Genomic DNA, 19,416 nt, shown 5'->3' on the forward strand with positions numbered 1-19,416 from the left:
CACTTCATACAAGCGGTTGCGGAACGGATACTCCATGAAGGTCGTCGTCGTTGAAAGTCCGGCTAAAGCCAAGACAATCAACAAATATCTGGGTTCAGGCTATGAAGTCCTGGCCTCGTTCGGCCATGTCCGCGATCTGCCGGCCAAGGACGGCTCCGTCCGCCCCGACGAAGACTTTGCCATGTCCTGGGAGGTCGATACCGCCTCAAAGAAGCGGTTGAGCGATATCGCCAATGCCCTCAAGGGTGCCGATGGCCTGATCCTGGCGACTGACCCGGATCGCGAAGGCGAAGCTATTTCCTGGCATGTGCTTGATGTCCTCAAGGCCAAGAAGGCCATCAAGAAGGACATGAGCGTCCAGCGGGTGGTGTTCAACGCCATCACCAAGGACGCCGTTACGGCCGCGATGGCCAAGCCACGCGAAATCGACATGCCGCTGGTCGACGCCTATCTCGCGCGCCGCGCCCTTGACTATCTCGTCGGCTTCACGCTCTCGCCCATCCTCTGGCGCAAGCTGCCGGGCTCCCGCTCGGCCGGCCGCGTGCAGTCGGTCGCCTTGCGCCTGGTGTCCGACCGCGAAGCCGAGATCGAAAAGTTCAGGGCCGACGAATATTGGTCCGTCGAAGCCAAGCTGGCCCAGGGTGGCAAGAGCTTCCTCGCACGCCTGTTCTCGGTGGACGGCAAGAAGACCGACAAGCTCGACATCAAGACCGGCGAAAATGCCGCCGAGCTCAAGAAGCTGATCGAGTCCGGCCAGTTCAACGTCAGCTCCGTCGACAAGAAGCCGACCAAGCGCAACCCCTATGCGCCCTTCACTACGTCGAGCCTGCAGCAGGACGCCTCCTCGCGCCTGGGCCTTTCGCCCAACCGCACCATGCAGATCGCCCAGCGTCTCTACGAAGATGGTCTCATCACCTATATGCGTACCGACGCCGTGCAGATGGCGCCCGAGGGCATCGCCATGGCCCGCTCGGTGATCGGCAAGTATTTTGGCGAGGAATACCTGCCGGAAAAGGCCCGCATCTACCAGACCAAGGCCAAGAACGCCCAGGAAGCGCACGAGGCCATCCGCCCGACCGACATGTTCAAGCGCCCCGAGCAGCTCAGCCTCGATGCCGACCAGGCCAAGCTCTACGGCCTGATCTGGCGCCGCACGCTTGCTTCGCAGATGCGCTCTGCCGAGATCGACCGCACCACGGTCGACATTGCCGTCAACGTGCCCGGCCGCGCCGTCGAACTGCGTGCCGTCGGCTCCGTCGTCACCTTCCCGGGCTTCCTCAAACTCTACGGCGTCGAGGTCAAATCCGATGAGCCCGATGACGAGGACGAGGAAAGCCGCGAGTTGCCGCCTTTGGCTGTCGGCGACAAGCCCGCTTTGCAGGCCGTCGAGATCGAGCAGCACTTCACTCAGCCGCCCAGCCGCTACACCGAGGCCAGCCTGATCAAGAAGATGGAAGAGCTCGGCATTGGCCGGCCCTCCACCTATGCGGCGACGCTGACCACGCTCAAGGACCGCGACTATGTCCGGCTTGAGGGCAAGGCTTTGCATCCCGAGGACCGTGGCCGCATCGTCACGGCCTTCCTCGAGAGCTTCTTCACCCGCTACGTCGAATACGGCTTCACGGCCGGCCTCGAAGAGCAGCTCGACCAGGTCTCGGCCGGCGACCTCGACTACAAGACCGTATTGCGTGATTTCTGGAAGGATTTCACGCACGCCACTGACGAGATCAAGGACCTCCGGGTTTCGGAAGTCCTCGACGCGCTCAACGAAATGCTCGCCAGCCGCATCTTCCCGCCCAAGGAAGACGGCTCCGATCCGCGCAAGTGCCCCACTTGTGGCACCGGTCAGCTCTCGCTCAAGCTGGGCAAGTTCGGCGCCTTCATCGGTTGCTCCAACTACCCGGAATGCAAGCACACGATGCAGCTCTCCGACGCGGCCAATGGCCAGTCGAGCGAAGCTGCGGCCGGCGACGGCGTGCTCGGCACCGATCCGGAGACGGGCGAGGAAGTCCACCTCAAGTCTGGCCGTTTCGGCCCATATGTCCAGCTCGGCGACGGCAAGGAGCCCAAGCGCAGTTCCCTGCCCAAGGGCTGGGACGCCGCCTCGCTGACCCTCGAAGCCGCGCTCAAGCTGCTGTCGCTGCCGCGGGAAGTGGGTCTGCACCCCGAGAGCGGCCTGCCCATCTCGACCGGCATCGGCCGCTATGGCCCCTTCGTGCTGCATGACGGCAAATATGCCAACCTGCCGGACGTGGAAGAGGTGTTCACGGTCGGAATCAACCGCGCCGTCGATCTCATCGCGCAGAAAGCCGCCGGCGGCTTCAAGCGCGGCGGTGGCACTGCCGTGGCGGCCATCCAGACCTTCGAGCACGACAACGGCCCCATCACCGTCCGCGCCGGCCGCTATGGGCCCTACGTCAACCAAGGCAAGATCAACGCCACCATCCCCAAGGATGTGAAGCCCGAGGATGTGACCCTGGACCAGGCCGTGCAGTGGATCGCGGCGCGCGCCGAGGCCACGGGCGCCAAGGTCAAGAAGGCTCCGGCCAAGAAAAAGGCGCCCGCCAAGAAGCCGGCAGCCAAGCCTGCTACGGCAAAGAAGCCGGCTGCCAAGAAGGCCGCGCCGAAAAAGACCGTCGCCAAGGAAGACGTGCCGTTCTAGAGGCATAACCCCCACCCAACCTCCCCCTGAAGGGGGAGGAGCCGCGCAGAGGATGGGACCCGATCGCGACGAAAACTGGATCGGTCCCTCCCCCTTCAGGGGGAGGCTAGGTGGGGGCGGTTCGCCTACCCCATCACCCGCTCAACCATTCCGATCCAGTTCCCCAGCGCGATCTTGCGCACCAGTTCCTGCCCATAGCCCTTATCCAGCAGCGCCTGCAGCAGCGTCTGCACGCCGGTGACGTCGCCAATGGCGGTCGGCACCATGGCGCCGTCGAAGTCGCTGCCCAGCGCCACGCCATCCTCGCCCAGCGCCTCCACCAGTGCATCGACATGGCGGACCATCAGCTCGATCTCGGTATTGGCGTCGAACCGGCCATCGGGCCGCAGGAAGCCGGTGGCGAAGTTCAGCCCGACGATGCCGCCGCTCTCGGCGATCGCCGCCAGTTGCCAATCGACCAGATTGCGCGAACTGGCGCAAATCGCATGCACGTTGGAATGGGTCGCCACCAGCGGATGGCTCGATAGTGCCGCCACGTCACGAAACCCTGCCGCGTTGAGGTGGCTCAGGTCGATCATCACGCCGCGCTCATTGCATTGCCGTACCAGTTCCTTGCCGGCATCGGTCAGTCCCCGCCCGATATCGGGATCGGCATTGAAGCGAAACGGCACGCCGGTGCCGAAGGCGTTCGCCCGGCTCCAGGTGATGCCGATAGAGCGCAACCCGGCGGCATAGAGCACGTCCAGCGACCGGAATTCGGTATCGATGGCCTCGGCGCCCTCAATATGGAAAATTGCCGCCAGCCTGTCCTGCGCGATAGCCGCGCGGATGTCCCCCGCCGTGCGACAGACCGCCAGCGCCCCGGCCCGCTCTAGCCGCAACAGCACCGACGCCATGCCATTGGTGGAAACCAGCGCATCGGCAAGGGCCAGCTCCGGCGGCAATTGCCCGGTACTGTAGTTTGGCGCCGCCGCGACCTGCTCCAGCGTCGCCTTGAGCGGCGGCGGAAACATCGCGAAGAACCCGCCTGCCATGGCGCCCGCCTTGGCGCGCGGCAGGTCGATATGGGCACCGGGCATTCCCTCGATGAACGGCCGCTCCTTGTCGGCACCCGCCACCTCAAGCAACTTGAGCAGGGTGTCATTGTGTCCGTCGAAGAAGGGAATGGTCATGTGGGCGTCCGGGGAATCAGAAGCATGAGGTGGCGGACACCCTATCACCCCCTCCCGGCCTGCCCCATCAAGGGGCAACGCACCCAAAATTGGCAATCTCTCGCGAACTGCCCTATCTATCGCCTAACTCTACAGAAACGACCCAATGGCCAAGCCACCAACTCGAAAACCCAAAAACCTCTCCGGCCCCAAGCGTGCGCGCCAGCCTGCCGCTGGCGCCTTGCCCACCCGTGAGCAGCTTCTCGCCGCCCTGGCCGAACAGGCCGACATCAAGGGCAAGCGCGATCTGGCCAAGGTGTTCGGCATCCGAGGCGACATGCGCCGCCCGTTCAAGGCCATGCTGGCCGAGCTCGAGGGCGAAGGCATCATCACGCGCACCCGCAAGGCGCTGCGCCGCACCGCCGCCCTGCCCCATGTCACCGTGCTCGACATTCCCACCGATGCCGATCCCGATGATCTGCATGCCTTTCCGGCCCAGTGGAACGAGGAAGAAGGCGAAAAGCCGCGGGTGACCGTGCTGGGCGGTCGGGACGCCCGCGTCGTGCCCGCGCCCGGCGACCGCATCCTGGCCCGCATCGACGCTGGCGACGGCGACGTGCCGGTCTATACCGCCAAGGCCATGAAGATCCTCGACAAACCGCGCCGCGGGCAGATCGGTATCGTGCGCATGGATGAGGACGGCGCCCGCCTCATTCCGGTGGATCGCAAGCAGAAGGAAATGCGCATTCCGCTGGGCGATCTGCTGACGGCCGCCGATGGTGACCTGGTCGAAGTCGAGGTCAAGCTCTCCGGCCGCCTGATGATTCCGCGCGCCAAGGTCACGTCTGTCATCGGCAATCCGATGTCGGAAGGCGCAGTCAGCCTCATCGCCATCCACAATCTGGAAATCCCCTACCGCTTTCCGGAATCGGTGCTGCGCGAGGCGGAAGAGGCCAAGGAGGCGAGCCTCAAGGGCCGCGAGGACTGGCGCGACCTGCCGCTGATCACCATCGACCCCTTCGATGCAAAGGATCACGACGACGCCGTCTATGCCCAGCCCGACGACCACAAGGCCAATCCAGGCGGCCATATAGTCACCGTGGCCATCGCCGATGTTGCCGCCTATGTGCGGCCCGGCACGGCGCTCGACCGCGAAGCCTATCTGCGCGGCAATTCGGTCTATTTCCCCGACCGGGTCGTCCCCATGCTGCCTGAGCGGATTTCCAATGAGCTCTGCTCGCTCAAGCAGGGCGAGGCCCGCGCCGCGCTTGCCGTGCGCATGGTGTTCGATGCCGGCGGCCACAAGAAGAGCCACAGCTTCCATCGCATCCTGATGCGTTCGGCCGCCAAACTCAGCTACCAGCAGACCCAGGCTGCCATTGACGGCAATGCCGATGACCAGACTGGCCCGCTGCTTGAGCCCATCCTGAGGCCGCTCTACGCCGCCTATGACGCCATGGCATCGGCGCGCGACCGCCGCGGTCCGCTCGACCTGGACCTGCCGGAGCGCAAGATCGTGCTCGATGCCAAGGGCATGGTGCAGGATATCCGCATACCAGAGCGGCTGGCGGCGCATCGCCTGATCGAGGAAATGATGATCGCCGCCAATGTCGCGGCGGCCGAGACGCTTGAGCAGAAGCGCTCCGAGCTGCTTTATCGCGTGCACGACGAGCCTTCGAGCGAAAAGCTCCAGGCCCTGCGCGACTTCCTCGGCTCGCTCAACATCGCGGTCAAGAAATCGGACGCTGTGCGCGCTTCCGACTTCAACGGCATCCTGGCCCAGGCCCGCAAGGCCGGCAATATCGAGCAGGTGTCCGAAATGGTGCTGCGCAGCCAGGCGCAGGCCGTCTATGACCGCGAGAACCTGGGGCACTTCGGCCTCAACCTCGACCGCTACGCGCACTTCACCTCGCCCATCCGCCGCTATGCCGACCTGATCGTGCACCGTGCGCTAATCCGGGCACTCGGTCTTGGCGACGATGGCCTCACCGAGAATGAGGCCCTCAAGCTGGCCGGCATCGCCCAGCACATTTCGGCCACCGAGCGCCGGGCCATGCTGGCCGAGCGCGAGACCGCCGACCGGCTCCTGGCGCAGTTCCTCGCCACCAAGATCGGCGCGCGCTTCGAGGCTCGTATTTCCGGCGTCACCCGCTCGGGCCTCTTCGTGCGCCTGCTGGAAACCGGGGCCGACGGCTTCATCCCGGCCTCGACGCTGGGCCAGGATTACTACCGCTATGCCGAAGACCAGCAGGCCATGATTGGCGACCGGACGGGCGAGAAGTTCGGCCTGGGCGATCGCGTCACGGTACGGCTGGTTGAAGCCGCTCCCGTGGCCGGGGCGCTACGCTTCGAGCTGCTGTCCGAGGGTGTCCGCGTCAATCCGTCACCTGCACGCCGGAACCAGAAGCGCCCATCTAGGAGCTACGGCCCCAAGGGCCGCAAGAAGGGATAGTGTGATGAGCGGCGACTCCAAGGCGATCGAACAGCGCAATCTGGGCCAGGCCGTCTGGCGCGGCACCCTGTGCAAATGCCCCCTTTGCGGCCAGGGCAAGATGTTCCGCGCCTATCTCAAGGTCGCCGACCATTGCGAAACTTGCGGCGAACAGCTTGACCTGCACCGTGCCGATGACTTCCCGCCCTACATCGCCATCATGATCGTCGGCCACCTGCTGGTCGGCATCATGCTGCATATGGACATGGTCTGGCACGTCAATCCGCTGACCTATCTCTATACCATGGTGCCCCTCGCCGTGATCCTGCCGCTGGCCATGCTCCCCTCCATCAAGGGCGCCATTGTGGGCATGCAATGGGCCAACGGCATGTATGGCTTCGGCACCGGCCAGCGGGACTAAGCTTCGGCTTGACAATCGGCGCCAAATCCGTAGTTTGCGCCCAACTTCCGGCGCCGCGGATTCCACGGCGCCTTTCGTATTGTGAGGACTAACCATGGCCAAAGCCGCTTCCGTCAAGATCAAGCTCGTGTCGACGGCTGATACTGGCTACTACTACGTCACCAAGAAGAACGCCCGCACCCAGACCGAGAAGCTCTCGTACAACAAGTACGACCCGGTTGTGCGGAAGCATGTCGAGTTCAAGGAAGCCAAGATCAAGTAATCTGGCGCCTGCTCGATCCGAGAATCGAAAAGCCCTGCATCTGCGATGCGGGGCTTTTTGCTGTCCGGAGCAAGCTTGATCGACATGGATACAGCTATCCGTCACCCGGTCAGGATGAGTGCTGTGCGGTCGGATGCTGTGTGAAAGAGTGGCTGGTCCGGAGTGGCATGTCGAAGAGGCCACTCTGTCCACATCCGGACCAGCCGCCCCACGGGACTCAGGAGTTGCGGCGGACCTGAGAGAGCCGTAGGGAACCATCAGTAAGTGTCCCGTTTTGGGTCACTCGCCGTGTTGATGGCAACCTACGCCACGGCCAGAAAAACTCAAGGAATTCCGGCGCTTCCGATCGGGTAAAGCTTTGTTAATTATAACGCTTAACCCTAACGCAGCCAATTGCGCCAGTCTCAGGCGGCGTCGAACACCACCCGGTTCCGCCCCTCGCGCTTGGCGCGATAGAGCGCAACGTCAGCCCGCTTGATCAGGGACTCCGGCGTATCAGCCGCGCTCTCATTGAGTGTCACGCCGGCCGACACCGTCACGGACAGCGGCCGCCCGGCATTGACCTCAAACACCTTCTCGGCAATCGACTGCCGCACCCGCTCCGCCACCAGCTCGGCCTGGCCAAAATCGGTATCGGGCATCAGCACGACGAATTCCTCGCCGCCGAATCTGCAGGCCAGATCGACGCCCCTGATATTGCGCTTGAGCCGGGTGGCGAACTCGCGCAGCACGGCATCGCCGATGTCGTGCCCATAGGTGTCGTTGACGGCCTTGAAGTGGTCGATATCCAGGATCATCAGCGCCATGTCGCGATCCTGCGTCTGCGCCTTACCCAGCATCACGCCCAGGTGGCGGTCAAAATAGCGCCGGTTGTAAAGCCCGGTCATGTCGTCGGTAACGGCCAGGGCCATGGTATTGTTGACGCTCTGGCGCAGCTCCATGGCGTAGCGATAGCGACGGATCTGCGTGCGGACGCGCGCCGCGAGCTCATTGCGCTCCACGGGCCGGGAAATGAAGTCGTTGACGCCCAGATCCAGTGCTCGCACCACGCGCGGCTTGTCCGCCTCGTCGGCGATCAGGATGATCGGCAGCGTCCGGGTGTTTTCCAGCGTCCGGATCTGCGAGCAGACCCGCAGCGGATCGAAGTCGGTCAGAGACATCGCAACCAGCGCCAGTTCGTAGTTGGCGCCTGTGACCTGGAACACCGCATCGGCCGGCTGGGTCAGGATGTCCACGCTGTGCTCAGGCGTGAGGTAATTCCTGATCCGCTCGGCATGCCGCTCATCGGTATCCACGATCAGGATGGAGCCGCCTGCGGTGCTGATCTTGTCCATGGCCCGCAGGGCATCTTCGACGGCGATCTGCTGGCCGGTCGTGGCGCGGGCGCGCAGTTCATCGGTCAGCGACTTGAGGCGGACCAGGCTCTTGACGCGCGCCATCAGCTGCACGTCGTCCACCGGCTTGGTCAGGAAATCGTCGGCACCAACCTCAAGACCCTTCACGCGGTCCGAGGGCTGGTCCAGCGCGGTGATCATCAGTACGGGTACGTGCTGGGTGCGGACATTGGACTTGAGCCGCCGGCAGACCTCGAAGCCGTCCATGTCGGGCATCATGACGTCGAGAAGAACGATGTCGACATCCGACGTCTGGCAGATCTCTAGAGCCTGAGGCCCCGAGGATGCCGTTACGACATCATAATATTCAGCCGTCAGCCGCGCTTCGAGCAGGCGGACATTGGTTGGGATGTCGTCAACGATCAGTACGCGTGCGGTCACTCTGGGCCCCGAAACAATGCGCTGGCCAACGGCGTCCCCCATCGGCGTCGAGCGGGCTTATCAGGCAGGCCGCTGGCGCGGCGCTGCAGGATCAGGCAGGGCCAATGTAGCGGGCAATAGTTTCCAGAAAGTGAGGCACGGAGATGGGCTTGCTGATGTAACCCTCGCAACCGCCTTGCAAAATCCGCTCCTCATCACCCTTCATGGCAAAGGCCGTGACGGCAATGACCGGAATATGCGCCAGGTCGTCATCGTCCTTGAGCCACTTGGTGACAACAAGGCCGGAGACCTCGGGCAGCTGGATATCCATGAGGATGAGATCAGGGCGGTGGGCACGCGCGAGATCGAGCGCCTCCATGCCATTGCGGGTCTGGATGACGGCATAGCCGCGCGATTCCAGCAGATCGTTGAAGAGCTTCATGTTCAGCTCATTGTCTTCCACGATCATAACAGTCTTTGGCATGGATCCTTCTCCGCGCCGTCGAGGCGCTGGCGGCTTCGCTTTGCCGCTCCACTCAGCTACCATCGAATCTCTTACAAAACACCAAATGAGGCCTGCAGTGCCGCGTTCCGAGAGAGCCGAGCCATCCGTCGCTCCACTGGCCGAGGCCTGCCTTGGCTATCTGGCCGAAAACCCGGAAGAGTTGCTGGCCTTCATGCAACATGCCGGTCTCGATCCGGACACGCTCCGCCGGTCTGTCGGGTCACCTGCCCTGCAGAGCGGGCTCATCGACTATTTTGCCTCAAACGAACCGATTCTGCTCGCCCTCTGCGCAAATTCCGGCCTCTCGCCCGATCAGTTCATGCGGGTCTGGCACCGGCTCAATGCCACGGAGTGATAGGTGACCCTCCAGTGGCTCTGTCGCGATTGCCTCGAATACGGCACGGGCACTACCGCCCTGATGCGCTGCCCGGGCTGCGGTTCGCCGCGCCTGCGCAGTCATACCGAGCTGTTCAGCCTCTCGACCGCCCATGTCGACTGCGACGCCTTCTACGCCTCCGTCGAGAAGCGCGATGATCCCGGCCTGCGCGACAAACCGCTGATCATCGGCGGCGGCGTCCGCGGGGTTGTGTCCACCTGCTGCTATATCGCCCGCCAGTCCGGCGTCCGCTCGGCCATGCCCATGTTCAAGGCGCGGCAACTCTGTCCTGACGCGGTCATCATCAAACCGAACATGGCCAAATATGTGGCGGTCAGCCGGCAGATCCGCGAGCACATGGATGCCCTGACGCCCCTGGTCGAGCCACTGTCCATCGACGAGGCCTTCCTCGACATGTCGGGGACCCAGGCGCTGCACAAGGGGCCGCCAGCACTGGTGCTGGCCCGTTTCGCCCGGACCGTGGAGACCGAGATTGGCGTCAGCATCTCGGTGGGCCTCAGCCACAACAAGTTCTTGGCCAAGGTCGCGTCCGACCTGGACAAGCCCCGCGGCTTCGCGGTGATCGGACAGGCCGAGACGCTGGCCTTCCTCGCTCCAAAGCCCATCAGCCTCATCTATGGCGTGGGCAAGGTGTTCACCGAGACCCTGCGCAAGGATGGGCTGGTGACAATCGGCCAGCTGCAGGACGAGCCGCCGGAAAACCTGATGCGCCGCTATGGGGAAACGGGTGCCCGGCTCGCCCGACTGGCACGGGGCGAGGACAGCCGCCGGATTTCGTCGGACGACGCGATGAAAACCATCTCCTCCGAGACGACATTCAACACTGACATCAGTGACCTCGATCAGCTTTCCACCGAACTGCTCAAGGTAACGGAACGGCTGTCCGAGCGGCTCAAGGCCAAGCAGGTTGTGGGCGACACTGTGACGCTCAAGCTCAAATCCGCCGGTTTCCGCTTGCGCACGCGCGCGCGGCATTTGATGATCCCGACACAGCTGGCCAATGTCATCTATGACACCGGCCTGTCGTTGCTGGAGCGTGAAGTCGATGGCACCGCTTTCCGGCTGATCGGAATCGGCGTTTCGGGTATCGATGCCCACGTTGGCAGCGATCCAGCCGATTTGCTGGAACCAGCCATCGCCCGCAAGGCGGCGGCCGAACGTGCCATGGATCGCGTGCGCGATCGCTTCGGTCGCGAGGCAGTTGTCCGCGGCAAGCTGTATAAGCAGAAACCGGCGCCGATTCCGGCAGAACCTGACGACCAGAATGAAGGCAAGACCAGATGACCAGTCCGATCGAAAAGCTCCGCGAATATGGCTATGAACTGCCCGCGCCCAAGGCGCCCGTCGCCAGCTATGTGCCCGTGACGCGGTCCGGCAACATTCTCTACGTTTCGGGGCAGATCTCGAGCAATGAAGGCGGCGTGGTGACCGGTCTGCTCGGGGACAACATGAATGTCGTCCAGGGCGGCAACGCCGCCGAGCTGGCAGCGCTGAACGTGCTGTCGCAGATCGTCCATATGGGCGGCGTGCCGCTGCACGATATCAAGCGCATCCTCAAGGTGACCGTACTGGTGGCCTCGACCCCGGACTTTACCGAGCAGCACTTGGTGGCCAATGGCTGTTCCAACCTCCTGGTTGGTGTGCTGGGTGACAAGGGCAAGCATGCCCGGGCTGCCTTCGGCGTTGCCTCCCTGCCCTTCGGCGCGGCCGTCGAGATCGAGGCGGTCGTCGAAGTCTAGTGCAACACCATCGTCACAATACGGTGCGATTGAGGCCCTTCCACGCGACGAGACCAGTATGACCCAGGCAATGTTTCCAAATCCGGTGGCCCATCGCGGCCTGCATGATCGCGCCGAAGGCTATATCGAGAACAGCGCCAGCGCTTTCGAGGCGGCCATCGTCGGTGGCTTTGCCATCGAATGCGACCTGCAGCTGACCAGCGACGGTGTGCCGGTCGTCTTTCATGACGATGACATGAAGCGCCTGCTGGGCACGGATGGGCTGGTCGCCGACACCACGGCGGCCGAGATCACCACCTCGCCCCTGCTCGGCAGTGCTGCCGGCGACTGTCCGCAGCGCTTTGTCGATTTCCTGAGCCAGATCGGTGGCCGTGCCCTTCTGCAGATCGAGCTCAAGCATCAGCGCGATGTGGCCGGCACGCAATTGCTGGCCCGCTCGGCGGCCGAAGCGCTGAAATCCTATAATGGTCCGGTGACCGTCGAATCGTTTGATCCGCACCTGCTGACGGCGATCCGCCAGTTCGGCTTCACCGGATTGCGCGGCATCATCACCTATGACTATGCCGATAGCGACCAAAACAGTCACCTGACCGACGACCAGCGCTTCACGCTCCGGCATCTTCTGCACTGGCATGAAACGCAGTTCGATTTCATATCCTGCGACAAGAATGCGCTGCAGCTCCCCGCCATCACCTTCTGGCGGGCGCTGGGCAAGCCGGTCACGGCCTGGACCATCCGCTCGCAGGCAGAGGCCGATGCGGCTGCGCCATTTGCCGACCAGATCGTGTTTGAGGGATTCGCACCGGCCGCCAAATCTGCGTGATTGGCGGCCGCGGCAACCTTACATTGCCGCACGAACAGCCCTATCTTGGGTCGTCCATTGACCGCCGCCGGAACTCCCTTGGCAGACCAGCCGATTTATCGCGCCATCATCCATCCCAGCACGGCGGATATCCCCGCCGATGTGTGGAACGCCCTTGTGCCGTCTACGGATGGGCGCAGCGATAACCCCTTCCTCGATCACGCCTTCTTCCTGGCGCTCGAGGCATCGGGCTGCGCCACCGGGCGGACAGGCTGGCAACCGCAGCATATCCTGCTGCATGACGACAGCGATCGGCCGGTCGGGTTGATGCCGCTGTTTCTCAAATCCCACTCCATGGGCGAGTATGTCTTCGACCACGGCTGGGCCGATGCCCTCGAGCGGGCTGGCGGCACCTACTATCCCAAGCTGCAATGCTCTGTGCCGTTCACGCCCGCCACAGCGCCTAAGCTCTTGGTGCCATCGGGCGACCCCGCCATCCGGGCAGCCCTGCTGTCGACGGCCCAACAGCTGGCCATCCAGCGCAACGCGTCCTCGGTGCATGCCACCTTCGTGCCAGAGTCCGAGGCTGCCGAAATCGAAGCCGATGGCTGGCTCCGGCGCCTCGATACCCAGTTTCACTGGCACAATGAGGGCTTTGCCAGCTTCGAGGAGTTCCTCGAAACCCTCTCATCGCGCAAGCGCAAGACCATCCGCCGCGAGCGCCGCGACGCGCTGGCAGACGGACTGACCGTGCAATGGCTCAGCGGCTCCGACCTCAAGGAACACCACTGGGACGCCTTCTACGATTTCTACGAGGATACCGGCGCGCGCAAATGGGGCCGGCCCTATCTCAACCGCGCGTTCTTCTCCCGGCTCAACGAGACCATGGCCGACCGCATCGTGCTGATGCTGGCCTATGACGGCTTAACGCCCATTGCCGGCGCCATCAATTTCGTCGGCAAGGATCGCATCTTCGGCCGCAACTGGGGCTGCACCCGCGACGTGCCCTTCCTCCATTTCGAGCTCTGCTACTATCAGGCCATCGACTATGCCATTGCCCACAAGCTGGCCGTGGTCGAGGCCGGGGCCCAGGGCGAGCACAAACTGGCCCGCGGCTATGCTCCGGCCACCACCCATTCGGTGCACTGGATTGCCCATCCCGGCCTGCGCGAGGCGGTTGCCGACTATCTGGAGCGGGAGCGGCGTTCGGTGGAGCGGAGCCAGGAAATGCTCGAGCAGTTTACCCCGTTCCGCAAGGGCGAGAGGACCGACCGTTGATGGATGACACGATCGCCACTTTCACGCTGGCGCCAACCGCTTTATGTAACAGCCCATGATCTGGGACATTATCGTATTCGTGCTGCAGGCCGCGCTCGTCTTCATCGCGTCGACGGCCCTGTTCGACGCCCTGCACTGGACCCTGCACAAATGGGAAGGCTCGCGCTTCTCCCTGCTGCGGACCCTGTCCTCATGGCACTGGGTGCATCACAAGTTCCTCGGGCTCGACATGCAGATCAACCCGGCCTATGCCCGGGCCAATGTGTGGTTCCACATCCTGCCCGAATACCTGACGGCAATGGCGGGCACGCTGATCTTCCTGCTGGTCTTTCCCTGGCCCGTCATCGCGGCTGTCGCGGCCATTCGCACGGTCATGCTGGTCATGACCCTGCGTGAGGAAGGCCTGGACTATAATCACATGTCGATGGACCGCGTGGGTGGACAACAGGGGCTGCTCTGGGTGGACAACAATTACCACGCCATGCACCACGTCTATCCGCACAATTTCTTCTCGTCCTTCGCTAATATTTTCGACCTGATCTTCGGCACGACCTGCCAGATCAAGGGACGCCGCTTCCTTGTGACCGGCGCCAGCGGCGCCTTCGGCTCAGCAATGGTGGACAGGCTGACGGCCTTGGGCGGGATTGTCGAGACGGCCAAGTCAGGCATCGACTTCGCGCCCGGCGACTATGACCGCATGCGCGAGAAGCTTGAGCGCGCCGATGTGCTCATCCTCTCACACGGCGCCAAAACCGAGGATTGCTGGAATGCCAACAACATCACCTTCCGCGAGCTGACCGAGCTCTTCACGGACATCGGCAAGACGCGGCTGGCGCCACCGGAAGTCTGGGCACTGGGCTCGGAAGTGGAGTTCCATGGCGACATGGGGATGGATGAGCTCAAGGCCTATTCGGCCTCTAAGCGGGCTTTCGCCCTGCGGGCCCGCGATTACTATCGCTCCGATGCCCTGATCTATCGCCATATCGTGCCGTCGTCCTTCACCTCAGCCATGGGCAAGGGCGCCATGAGCGCGGCGACCGCCGTCAATATCGCCCTGTTCTTCATTCGTCGCGGCTTCCGCTACGTACCGGTGACGCTGACCGGGCTGGCCGTGCTCAACTATTTCCGTTTCCGTTTCTTCCAGAAGGAGCAGCCGGACATTTCCCAGCCGGCGGAGTGAACCATGAGCTACGACCCGTCCAACATCTTCGGCAAAATCCTGCGCGGGGAAATTCCGGCGCACAAGGTCCATGAGGATGAGGTCGCGCTGGTGATGATGGACCTGTTTCCCCAGTCCCGCGGCCATGTGCTGATCGTCCCCAAGGCGCCCTCACGCAATCTGCTGGATGCCCAACCGGCGACGCTCGCCGCGGTCATCCCGCTGGTACAAAAGGTCGCCAATGCGGTGAAGACTGCGACGGGAGCGGACGGCATTCGTGTCGCGCAGTTCAACGAGGCGCCGGCCGGGCAGACGGTGTTCCATCTGCATTTCCACGTCATACCGGTCTATGCAGGCGTGCCACTGGGCGCACATGGGGGCGGCAAGGCCGATGATGGCGAATTGGCAGCCCTGGCCAAGGATATAGCCGCCGCCCTCTAGCGGTCACCGCTGACCAGCTCAATGCCCAGGCCGATCACAGAGTGTGATCGACCACCAACCCACCCTTGAGAGTCACGATGCGGTCGGCGCGGCGCGCCAGATCGTGGTTATGCGTGGCAATGAGCGCGGCAGCGCCTTCATTCTTGATCAGGTTGGCCAGGGCGCCAAACACCAGGTCGCTGGTTTCCGGATCGAGATTGCCTGTCGGCTCGTCGGCGAGAATGACCTTGGGATGGTTCGCTGCGGCGCGGGCAATGGCGACGCGCTGCTGCTCGCCCCCGGACAGCTCGGCCGGGCGGTGACTGGCGCGCTGTGCGATTCCCAGCAGTTCCAGCAGCTCCATCGAGCGCTTGTTGGCTTCGGCGGGGGACTTGCCGGCAATCAGCTGCGGCATGGAGACATTCTCCAATGCCGTGAACTCGGGCAGCAGATGATGGAACTGGTACACATAGCCCACGGTGGACCGGCGCAGCTGCGTGCGCCCGCGGTCACCCAGCTTGCTGGTCTTGACGCCGATGATCTCGACTTCCCCGCCTTGCGGGCTCTCCAGCAGGCCGGACAGATGCAGCAGCGTGGACTTGCCGGCACCAGACGGCGCCACCAGGGCGACAAGTTCGCCGCTCTGGACGGTCAGGTTCGCGGCTTCGAGTACGCGGACGATCTTGTCGCCCTGGCCGTAATGGCGGTGGACGTCCGTCAACACCAGATGCGGCTTACTCATAGCGCAGGGCCTCGACCGGGTCGTATTGGGCGGCGCGCCAGGCCGGATAAAGCGTAGCGAGGAAGCTGAGCCCCAGTGCAAGGCACACCACAACCGTCACCTCCATCGGGTCCGTCTTGGAAGGCAGCGAAGACAGAAAGAACACCTCAGGCGGGAAAATGGCTACGCCGAGCGTGTTGGAAACGAAGGCGCGCAGCGGCTCCGCATTGGCAGCCACGATCAGCCCCAGCACCACGCCGCTCAGCGTGCCTACCACGCCAATTGTCGTGCCGGTGATCGAGAAGATGCGCATGATGGCGCCGCGCGTGGCGCCCATGGTCCGGAGCACTGCAATATCCGCGCTCTTGTCCTTCACCAGCATGATCAGGCTGGAGATGATGTTGAATGCGGCCACGAGGATGATCATCGAGAGGATGGTGAACATCACCACCCGCTCCACCTGCAGCGCCGAGAAGAAGGTCTCATTGCGCTGCTGCCAGTCCGTCAGCACCAGCGGACGGGCGGAAGGGTCTGCCTGCAGTCGCTGCCGCATCACCGTGGTGTTGTCGGGGTCGTCGATGAATATCTCGGCCGCACTGGCCTCCCCTACGCGGTCGTAGGCGGCGTCAATCTGCTCGTCGGTCGGAGGCGGATCGAGCGGGCCAGTGGCGGGAGGCTGAGCGCCAGGCTTCAGCACCTCCTTGACCATCTTGAAATAGTCCTGCGCCGGCTCGAGCGGCATGTACATGAAGAAGCTGTCGAACTCGACCATGCCCAGATCGAAGATGACATTGACCGGATAGGAGCGGATCTGCGGAGTCGAACCGAAGGGCGTCATCGCCCCGTCGGGATTGATGATCTGCACCTGGTCGCCCAGCGACACGCCCAGCGTCTGGGCCAGGCGATAACCGATGGCGATGCCCTTGGTCTCGTCCCACTGGTCCCAGCCGCCCTGTTCGGCAGAATTGTAGAGCAGCTCGAGCTTCTTGAGGTTTTCTTCGTCCATCCCGCGCACGGTGACGCCGGTGGAACTGCCCTGCCCCGAAGCCAGCACCTGGCCCTCGACGAAGTAGACGGCAAAGCTCACACCGTCGATCTGTTCGAGCGCAGCCACCGTTTCCTTGTAATCGGTGAATTCGCGCTCGATCGGATAGGCCGTGAAATGGCCATTGAGGCCCAGAATCTTGGTCAGCAGCTCCGCCCGGAACCCGTTCATCACCGACATGACGACGATCAGGGTGGCCACACCAATGGCGACGCCCACCATGGTGAGGCTGGCGATCACGGAGATGAACGCCTCCTTGCGCCGGGCGCGCAGATAGCGCCCAGCGACCATCCACTCAAAGCGCGAAAAAGCGCGCGTGCCCTTGTTCAGCAGAGGCGGCGCCGTGTCGGTCAAATGTCGGTCTTTCGCTGCGGTTCGATGAGGCCCTTGAGACGCGCCACCGCATCGGCAATTGGCAGCGTCTCCCGCTCACCGGTCTTGCGATGCTTGATTTCGGCTTCCCCGGCCTTCAGCCCGCGCGGCCCCAGGATGATCTGGTAGGGAATGCCGATCAGGTCGGCCGTGGTGAACTTGGCACCTGCGCCCTGGTCACGATCGTCATAGAGCATATCTAGGCCCGCTGCGTTCAACGCCGCATAGAGCGCGTCGCAGGCGGCATCGCACTCCGCGTCGCCAGCCTTGAGGTTGATGAGCACCGCCTCGAAGGGCGCGACCGAAACCGGCCAGACGATGCCCGCATCGTCGTGGAATGCCTCGATCAGGGCGGGCACCAGACGGGTCGGCCCAATGCCATAGGAGCCCATATGCACGGTGATTTCCTTGCCATCGGGACCGGTCACGGTCGCCTTCATGGGCTCGGAATACTTGGTGCCGAAGTAGAAAATGTGGCCGACTTCGATGCCGCGCGCCGAGACGCGATGCTCTTCCGGCACGGCAGCTTCATATTCGGCCATGTCGACCATGTCCTCAGTCGCGGCATAGAGCGAGGTCCAGTCCTCAAAGATCGGCTTGAGGTCGCCCCGGAAGTCGGTATCGGGCCCGGGAATGGGCTTGTCGAGCAGGCGCCGATCGCAGAACACGGCGCTCTCGCCCGTATCGGCCAGCACGATCCACTCATGGCTGAGGTCGCCGCCGATGGGGCCGGTATCGGCGCGCATCGGAATGGCGGTCAGCCCCATGCGGGCATAGGTGCGCATATAGGCCACGAACATGCGCTCATAGGCCTCGACGGCCGCTTCCTTGCTCAGATCGAAGGAATAGGCATCCTTCATCAGGAATTCGCGGCTTCGCATGGTACCAAAGCGCGGGCGCACCTCGTCACGGAACTTCCACTGGATGTGGTAGAGGTTCAGCGGCAGGTCCTTGTAGGACTTCACATAGCTGCGGAAGATGTCGGTGATCATCTCCTCATTGGTCGGGCCATAGAGGAATTCGCGCTCGTGCCGGTCCTCGATGCGGAGCATTTCCTTGCCATAGGCGTCGTAACGCCCGCTCTCGCGCCACAGGTCAGCCGACTGGATCGTGGGCATCAGCAATTGCACCGCGCCGGAGCGGTTCTGCTCCTCCTCGATGATCTTCTGCACCTTCATCAGCACCTTGTAGCCGAGCGGCAGCCAGGAATAGAGGCCGGAGGCCTGCTGGCGGATCATGCCGGCACGCAGCATCAGGCGATGCGAGACGATTTCGGCTTCCTTGGGCACGTCACGCAGCACGGGCAAGAAGTAGCGGGACAGGCGCATGTGAACTCCCGAAATGACCGTCGACTCAAGGCTTTTGTTGATGCCCACTCAAATCCTACTCGTCCATCCGATGCAAGCATGGAAGGCATGCAGAATCTACGTGACAGGTCGGATTCTTGTTGTTAGGGTCCCTCGCAATAAAGCACAGGCGGTGACAAATCGCCGGACGTCGACAACGTCAAGGGAGGAGCGTTGGCAGCGCGCTTCAGTAGCGCGCCTAAGACCAGCGTATTGTCGAACAAACTCAATTCAGCGGGGCCTTGTGCCCCGCTTTTTTATTTCCGCGCTCGAACATATCCCTGTTCGTCGAGTTGAGAAGGCGCAAGATGGCGGAGGCGGCAGACCTCAGACGCATAGCTCTATCCCTGCCGGGCACGACCGAGGCGCCGCATTTCGACCGGGCCGCCTTCAAGGTCGACCGCATCTACGCGACCCTGCCGGCGCATGGCGGGACAGCAAACCTCAAATTCTCCCCGGACGAGCAGGAATTCAAATGCCAGCTGGCGCCGGAGGTTTTTGCGCCGGTCCAGAACGCCTGGGGTCGCCAAAGCTGGACCTGTGTGACATTGGCATCTGCCACCGAGGAAGACCTCAGCGCTGCGCTCGCAATGGCGCATGCCCATGCCGTGGGAAAGCCGAAACGCCAGCGGCGCTAGCTTTGACCTCGGACGCTCAGCGGTTCCAGTAGTGGTGCAGTGCCTCGTTGCTGAGGGCCCAGAACAGCAGGCCCGTCATCAGGATCGCCAGCCCGGTGGCGATCAGGGCACGGCGCAGCAGGCGGGGCGTCACAGGCGCAGCCGGATCGGTGCCGGCCACGACGTTCCCCGCCTCTGCCTGGCTGCGATTGCCGATCGGCAACACGGCGACGAAGCTCAGCCACCAGATGACGAAGAAGACGGCAATGATGGAGCCGATCTGCATGGGCATATCCTCGCGACGTGACAGGTCTTCACATACGCCCGGCGGCAT

General features: G+C 63.3%; 19 protein-coding genes. 12 read left to right on the forward strand and 7 right to left on the reverse strand.

The features are described from left to right. The first annotated feature begins 34 nt into the window (after window positions 1–34). Window positions 35–2,662: a type I DNA topoisomerase gene (topA, locus tag ACLI1C_RS10075; RefSeq protein WP_411396726.1), complete on the forward strand. Its 2,628-nt coding sequence runs from the start codon at window positions 35–37 to the stop codon at window positions 2,660–2,662. Between the two features lie 125 nt (window positions 2,663–2,787). On the opposite strand, the gene ACLI1C_RS10080 is transcribed toward topA, so the two are convergent. Next, the gene (locus tag ACLI1C_RS10080; RefSeq protein ID WP_411396727.1) at window positions 2,788–3,834 is read right to left on the reverse strand and encodes a dipeptidase; all 1,047 of its coding nucleotides are present in this window, start codon (window positions 3,832–3,834) and stop codon (window positions 2,788–2,790) included. A gap of 145 nt (window positions 3,835–3,979) precedes the next feature. Between ACLI1C_RS10080 and rnr the strand changes: the two genes are divergently transcribed. The 3 genes from rnr (at window position 3,980) to rpmG (ending at window position 6,927) form a co-directional block, all read left to right on the forward strand. After that, window positions 3,980–6,265, forward strand: a complete 2,286-nt coding sequence (rnr, locus tag ACLI1C_RS10085; RefSeq protein ID WP_411396728.1) for a ribonuclease R — start codon at window positions 3,980–3,982, stop codon at window positions 6,263–6,265. Window positions 6,266–6,269: 4 nt separating this feature from the next. Then, on the forward strand, window positions 6,270–6,665 hold the full coding sequence (locus tag ACLI1C_RS10090) for a DUF983 domain-containing protein (protein WP_411396729.1): 396 nt from the start codon (window positions 6,270–6,272) through the stop codon (window positions 6,663–6,665). Between the two features lie 94 nt (window positions 6,666–6,759). Beyond that, the gene (rpmG, locus tag ACLI1C_RS10095; RefSeq protein WP_056233989.1) at window positions 6,760–6,927 is read left to right on the forward strand and encodes a 50S ribosomal protein L33; all 168 of its coding nucleotides are present in this window, start codon (window positions 6,760–6,762) and stop codon (window positions 6,925–6,927) included. A gap of 404 nt (window positions 6,928–7,331) precedes the next feature. Here the strand turns inward: rpmG and ACLI1C_RS10100 are convergent, their stop codons facing one another. Together ACLI1C_RS10100 and ACLI1C_RS10105 are read right to left on the reverse strand one after the other, a co-directional pair. Then, window positions 7,332–8,702 carry a PleD family two-component system response regulator gene (locus tag ACLI1C_RS10100; RefSeq protein WP_411396730.1) on the reverse strand — a complete coding sequence of 457 codons (1,371 nt, stop codon included), beginning with the start codon at window positions 8,700–8,702 and terminating at the stop codon, window positions 7,332–7,334. A 91-nt stretch (window positions 8,703–8,793) separates the two neighbouring features. Then, window positions 8,794–9,165, reverse strand: coding sequence for a response regulator (locus tag ACLI1C_RS10105; RefSeq protein ID WP_046170152.1), 372 nt, complete (start codon window positions 9,163–9,165; stop codon window positions 8,794–8,796). A 97-nt stretch (window positions 9,166–9,262) separates the two neighbouring features. On the opposite strand from ACLI1C_RS10105, the gene ACLI1C_RS10110 reads away from it, so the two are divergent. The 7 genes from ACLI1C_RS10110 to ACLI1C_RS10140 all read left to right on the forward strand — a co-directional run bounded on the left by ACLI1C_RS10110 (window position 9,263) and on the right by ACLI1C_RS10140 (window position 15,002). Then, the gene (locus tag ACLI1C_RS10110; protein ID WP_411396731.1) at window positions 9,263–9,541 is read left to right on the forward strand and encodes a DUF3572 family protein; all 279 of its coding nucleotides are present in this window, start codon (window positions 9,263–9,265) and stop codon (window positions 9,539–9,541) included. A gap of 3 nt (window positions 9,542–9,544) precedes the next feature. Continuing rightward, window positions 9,545–10,867, forward strand: coding sequence for a DNA polymerase IV (locus tag ACLI1C_RS10115; RefSeq protein ID WP_411396732.1), 1,323 nt, complete (start codon window positions 9,545–9,547; stop codon window positions 10,865–10,867). Next, entirely contained in the window at window positions 10,864–11,322 is a 459-nt protein-coding gene (locus ACLI1C_RS10120) for a RidA family protein (protein WP_411396733.1), read from the forward strand. The genes ACLI1C_RS10115 and ACLI1C_RS10120 overlap by 4 nt, the downstream gene beginning before the upstream one ends. 58 nt (window positions 11,323–11,380) lie before the next feature. Further along, complete coding sequence (locus tag ACLI1C_RS10125; protein WP_411396734.1) at window positions 11,381–12,145, forward strand: glycerophosphodiester phosphodiesterase family protein; 765 nt, start codon at window positions 11,381–11,383, stop codon at window positions 12,143–12,145. 78 nt (window positions 12,146–12,223) lie between these two features. Beyond that, window positions 12,224–13,402 carry a GNAT family N-acetyltransferase gene (locus tag ACLI1C_RS10130; RefSeq protein WP_411396735.1) on the forward strand — a complete coding sequence of 393 codons (1,179 nt, stop codon included), beginning with the start codon at window positions 12,224–12,226 and terminating at the stop codon, window positions 13,400–13,402. A 55-nt stretch (window positions 13,403–13,457) separates the two neighbouring features. Then, entirely contained in the window at window positions 13,458–14,582 is a 1,125-nt protein-coding gene (locus tag ACLI1C_RS10135) for a hypothetical protein (RefSeq protein ID WP_411396736.1), read from the forward strand. A gap of 3 nt (window positions 14,583–14,585) precedes the next feature. Continuing rightward, window positions 14,586–15,002, forward strand: coding sequence for an HIT family protein (locus ACLI1C_RS10140; RefSeq protein WP_411396737.1), 417 nt, complete (start codon window positions 14,586–14,588; stop codon window positions 15,000–15,002). Between the two features lie 34 nt (window positions 15,003–15,036). Here the strand turns inward: ACLI1C_RS10140 and ACLI1C_RS10145 are convergent, their stop codons facing one another. The 3 genes from ACLI1C_RS10145 to proS are packed head-to-tail and all read right to left on the reverse strand — an operon-like array spanning window position 15,037 to window position 18,447. Continuing rightward, a complete protein-coding gene (locus tag ACLI1C_RS10145) occupies window positions 15,037–15,723 on the reverse strand; it encodes an ABC transporter ATP-binding protein (RefSeq protein WP_411396738.1) in 687 nt (228 codons plus the stop codon). Continuing rightward, window positions 15,716–17,101 (reverse strand): ABC transporter permease, encoded by a 1,386-nt coding sequence (locus ACLI1C_RS10150; protein ID WP_411396739.1) that lies wholly within the window; start codon window positions 17,099–17,101, stop codon window positions 15,716–15,718. Before ACLI1C_RS10150 ends, ACLI1C_RS10145 begins: the two co-directional genes overlap by 8 nt. Then, window positions 17,098–18,447 (reverse strand): proline--tRNA ligase, encoded by a 1,350-nt coding sequence (proS, locus tag ACLI1C_RS10155; protein WP_411396740.1) that lies wholly within the window; start codon window positions 18,445–18,447, stop codon window positions 17,098–17,100. Before proS ends, ACLI1C_RS10150 begins: the two co-directional genes overlap by 4 nt. Window positions 18,448–18,773: 326 nt before the next feature. Here proS and ACLI1C_RS10160 point away from each other — a divergent pair, with 326 nt between their 5' ends. Beyond that, on the forward strand, window positions 18,774–19,103 hold the full coding sequence (locus ACLI1C_RS10160; protein ID WP_411396741.1) for an MmcQ/YjbR family DNA-binding protein: 330 nt from the start codon (window positions 18,774–18,776) through the stop codon (window positions 19,101–19,103). A gap of 16 nt (window positions 19,104–19,119) precedes the next feature. Here the strand turns inward: ACLI1C_RS10160 and ACLI1C_RS10165 are convergent, their stop codons facing one another. Next, window positions 19,120–19,368, reverse strand: a complete 249-nt coding sequence (locus tag ACLI1C_RS10165) for a DUF1467 family protein (RefSeq protein ID WP_411396742.1) — start codon at window positions 19,366–19,368, stop codon at window positions 19,120–19,122. Window positions 19,369–19,416 lie beyond the last annotated feature (48 nt).

This window comes from Devosia sp. XGJD_8 (genome assembly GCF_046614475.1).
In the GTDB taxonomy this organism is placed as follows: Bacteria; Pseudomonadota; Alphaproteobacteria; order Rhizobiales; family Devosiaceae; genus Devosia.

Coding starts and splice junctions, on each gene's coding strand:
- ACLI1C_RS10145 (WP_411396738.1), bottom strand. CDS start 15,723: ATGAGTAAGCCGCATCTGGTGTTGACGGACGTCCACCGCCATTACGGC.
- ACLI1C_RS10160 (WP_411396741.1), top strand. CDS start 18,774: ATGGCGGAGGCGGCAGACCTCAGACGCATAGCTCTATCCCTGCCGGGC.
- rpmG (WP_056233989.1), top strand. CDS start 6,760: ATGGCCAAAGCCGCTTCCGTCAAGATCAAGCTCGTGTCGACGGCTGAT.
- ACLI1C_RS10165 (WP_411396742.1), bottom strand. CDS start 19,368: ATGCAGATCGGCTCCATCATTGCCGTCTTCTTCGTCATCTGGTGGCTG.
- proS (WP_411396740.1), bottom strand. CDS start 18,447: ATGCGCCTGTCCCGCTACTTCTTGCCCGTGCTGCGTGACGTGCCCAAG.
- ACLI1C_RS10140 (WP_411396737.1), top strand. CDS start 14,586: ATGAGCTACGACCCGTCCAACATCTTCGGCAAAATCCTGCGCGGGGAA.
- ACLI1C_RS10090 (WP_411396729.1), top strand. CDS start 6,270: ATGAGCGGCGACTCCAAGGCGATCGAACAGCGCAATCTGGGCCAGGCC.
- ACLI1C_RS10105 (WP_046170152.1), bottom strand. CDS start 9,165: ATGCCAAAGACTGTTATGATCGTGGAAGACAATGAGCTGAACATGAAG.
- topA (WP_411396726.1), top strand. CDS start 35: ATGAAGGTCGTCGTCGTTGAAAGTCCGGCTAAAGCCAAGACAATCAAC.
- ACLI1C_RS10120 (WP_411396733.1), top strand. CDS start 10,864: ATGACCAGTCCGATCGAAAAGCTCCGCGAATATGGCTATGAACTGCCC.
- ACLI1C_RS10135 (WP_411396736.1), top strand. CDS start 13,458: ATGATCTGGGACATTATCGTATTCGTGCTGCAGGCCGCGCTCGTCTTC.
- rnr (WP_411396728.1), top strand. CDS start 3,980: ATGGCCAAGCCACCAACTCGAAAACCCAAAAACCTCTCCGGCCCCAAG.
- ACLI1C_RS10125 (WP_411396734.1), top strand. CDS start 11,381: ATGACCCAGGCAATGTTTCCAAATCCGGTGGCCCATCGCGGCCTGCAT.
- ACLI1C_RS10080 (WP_411396727.1), bottom strand. CDS start 3,834: ATGACCATTCCCTTCTTCGACGGACACAATGACACCCTGCTCAAGTTG.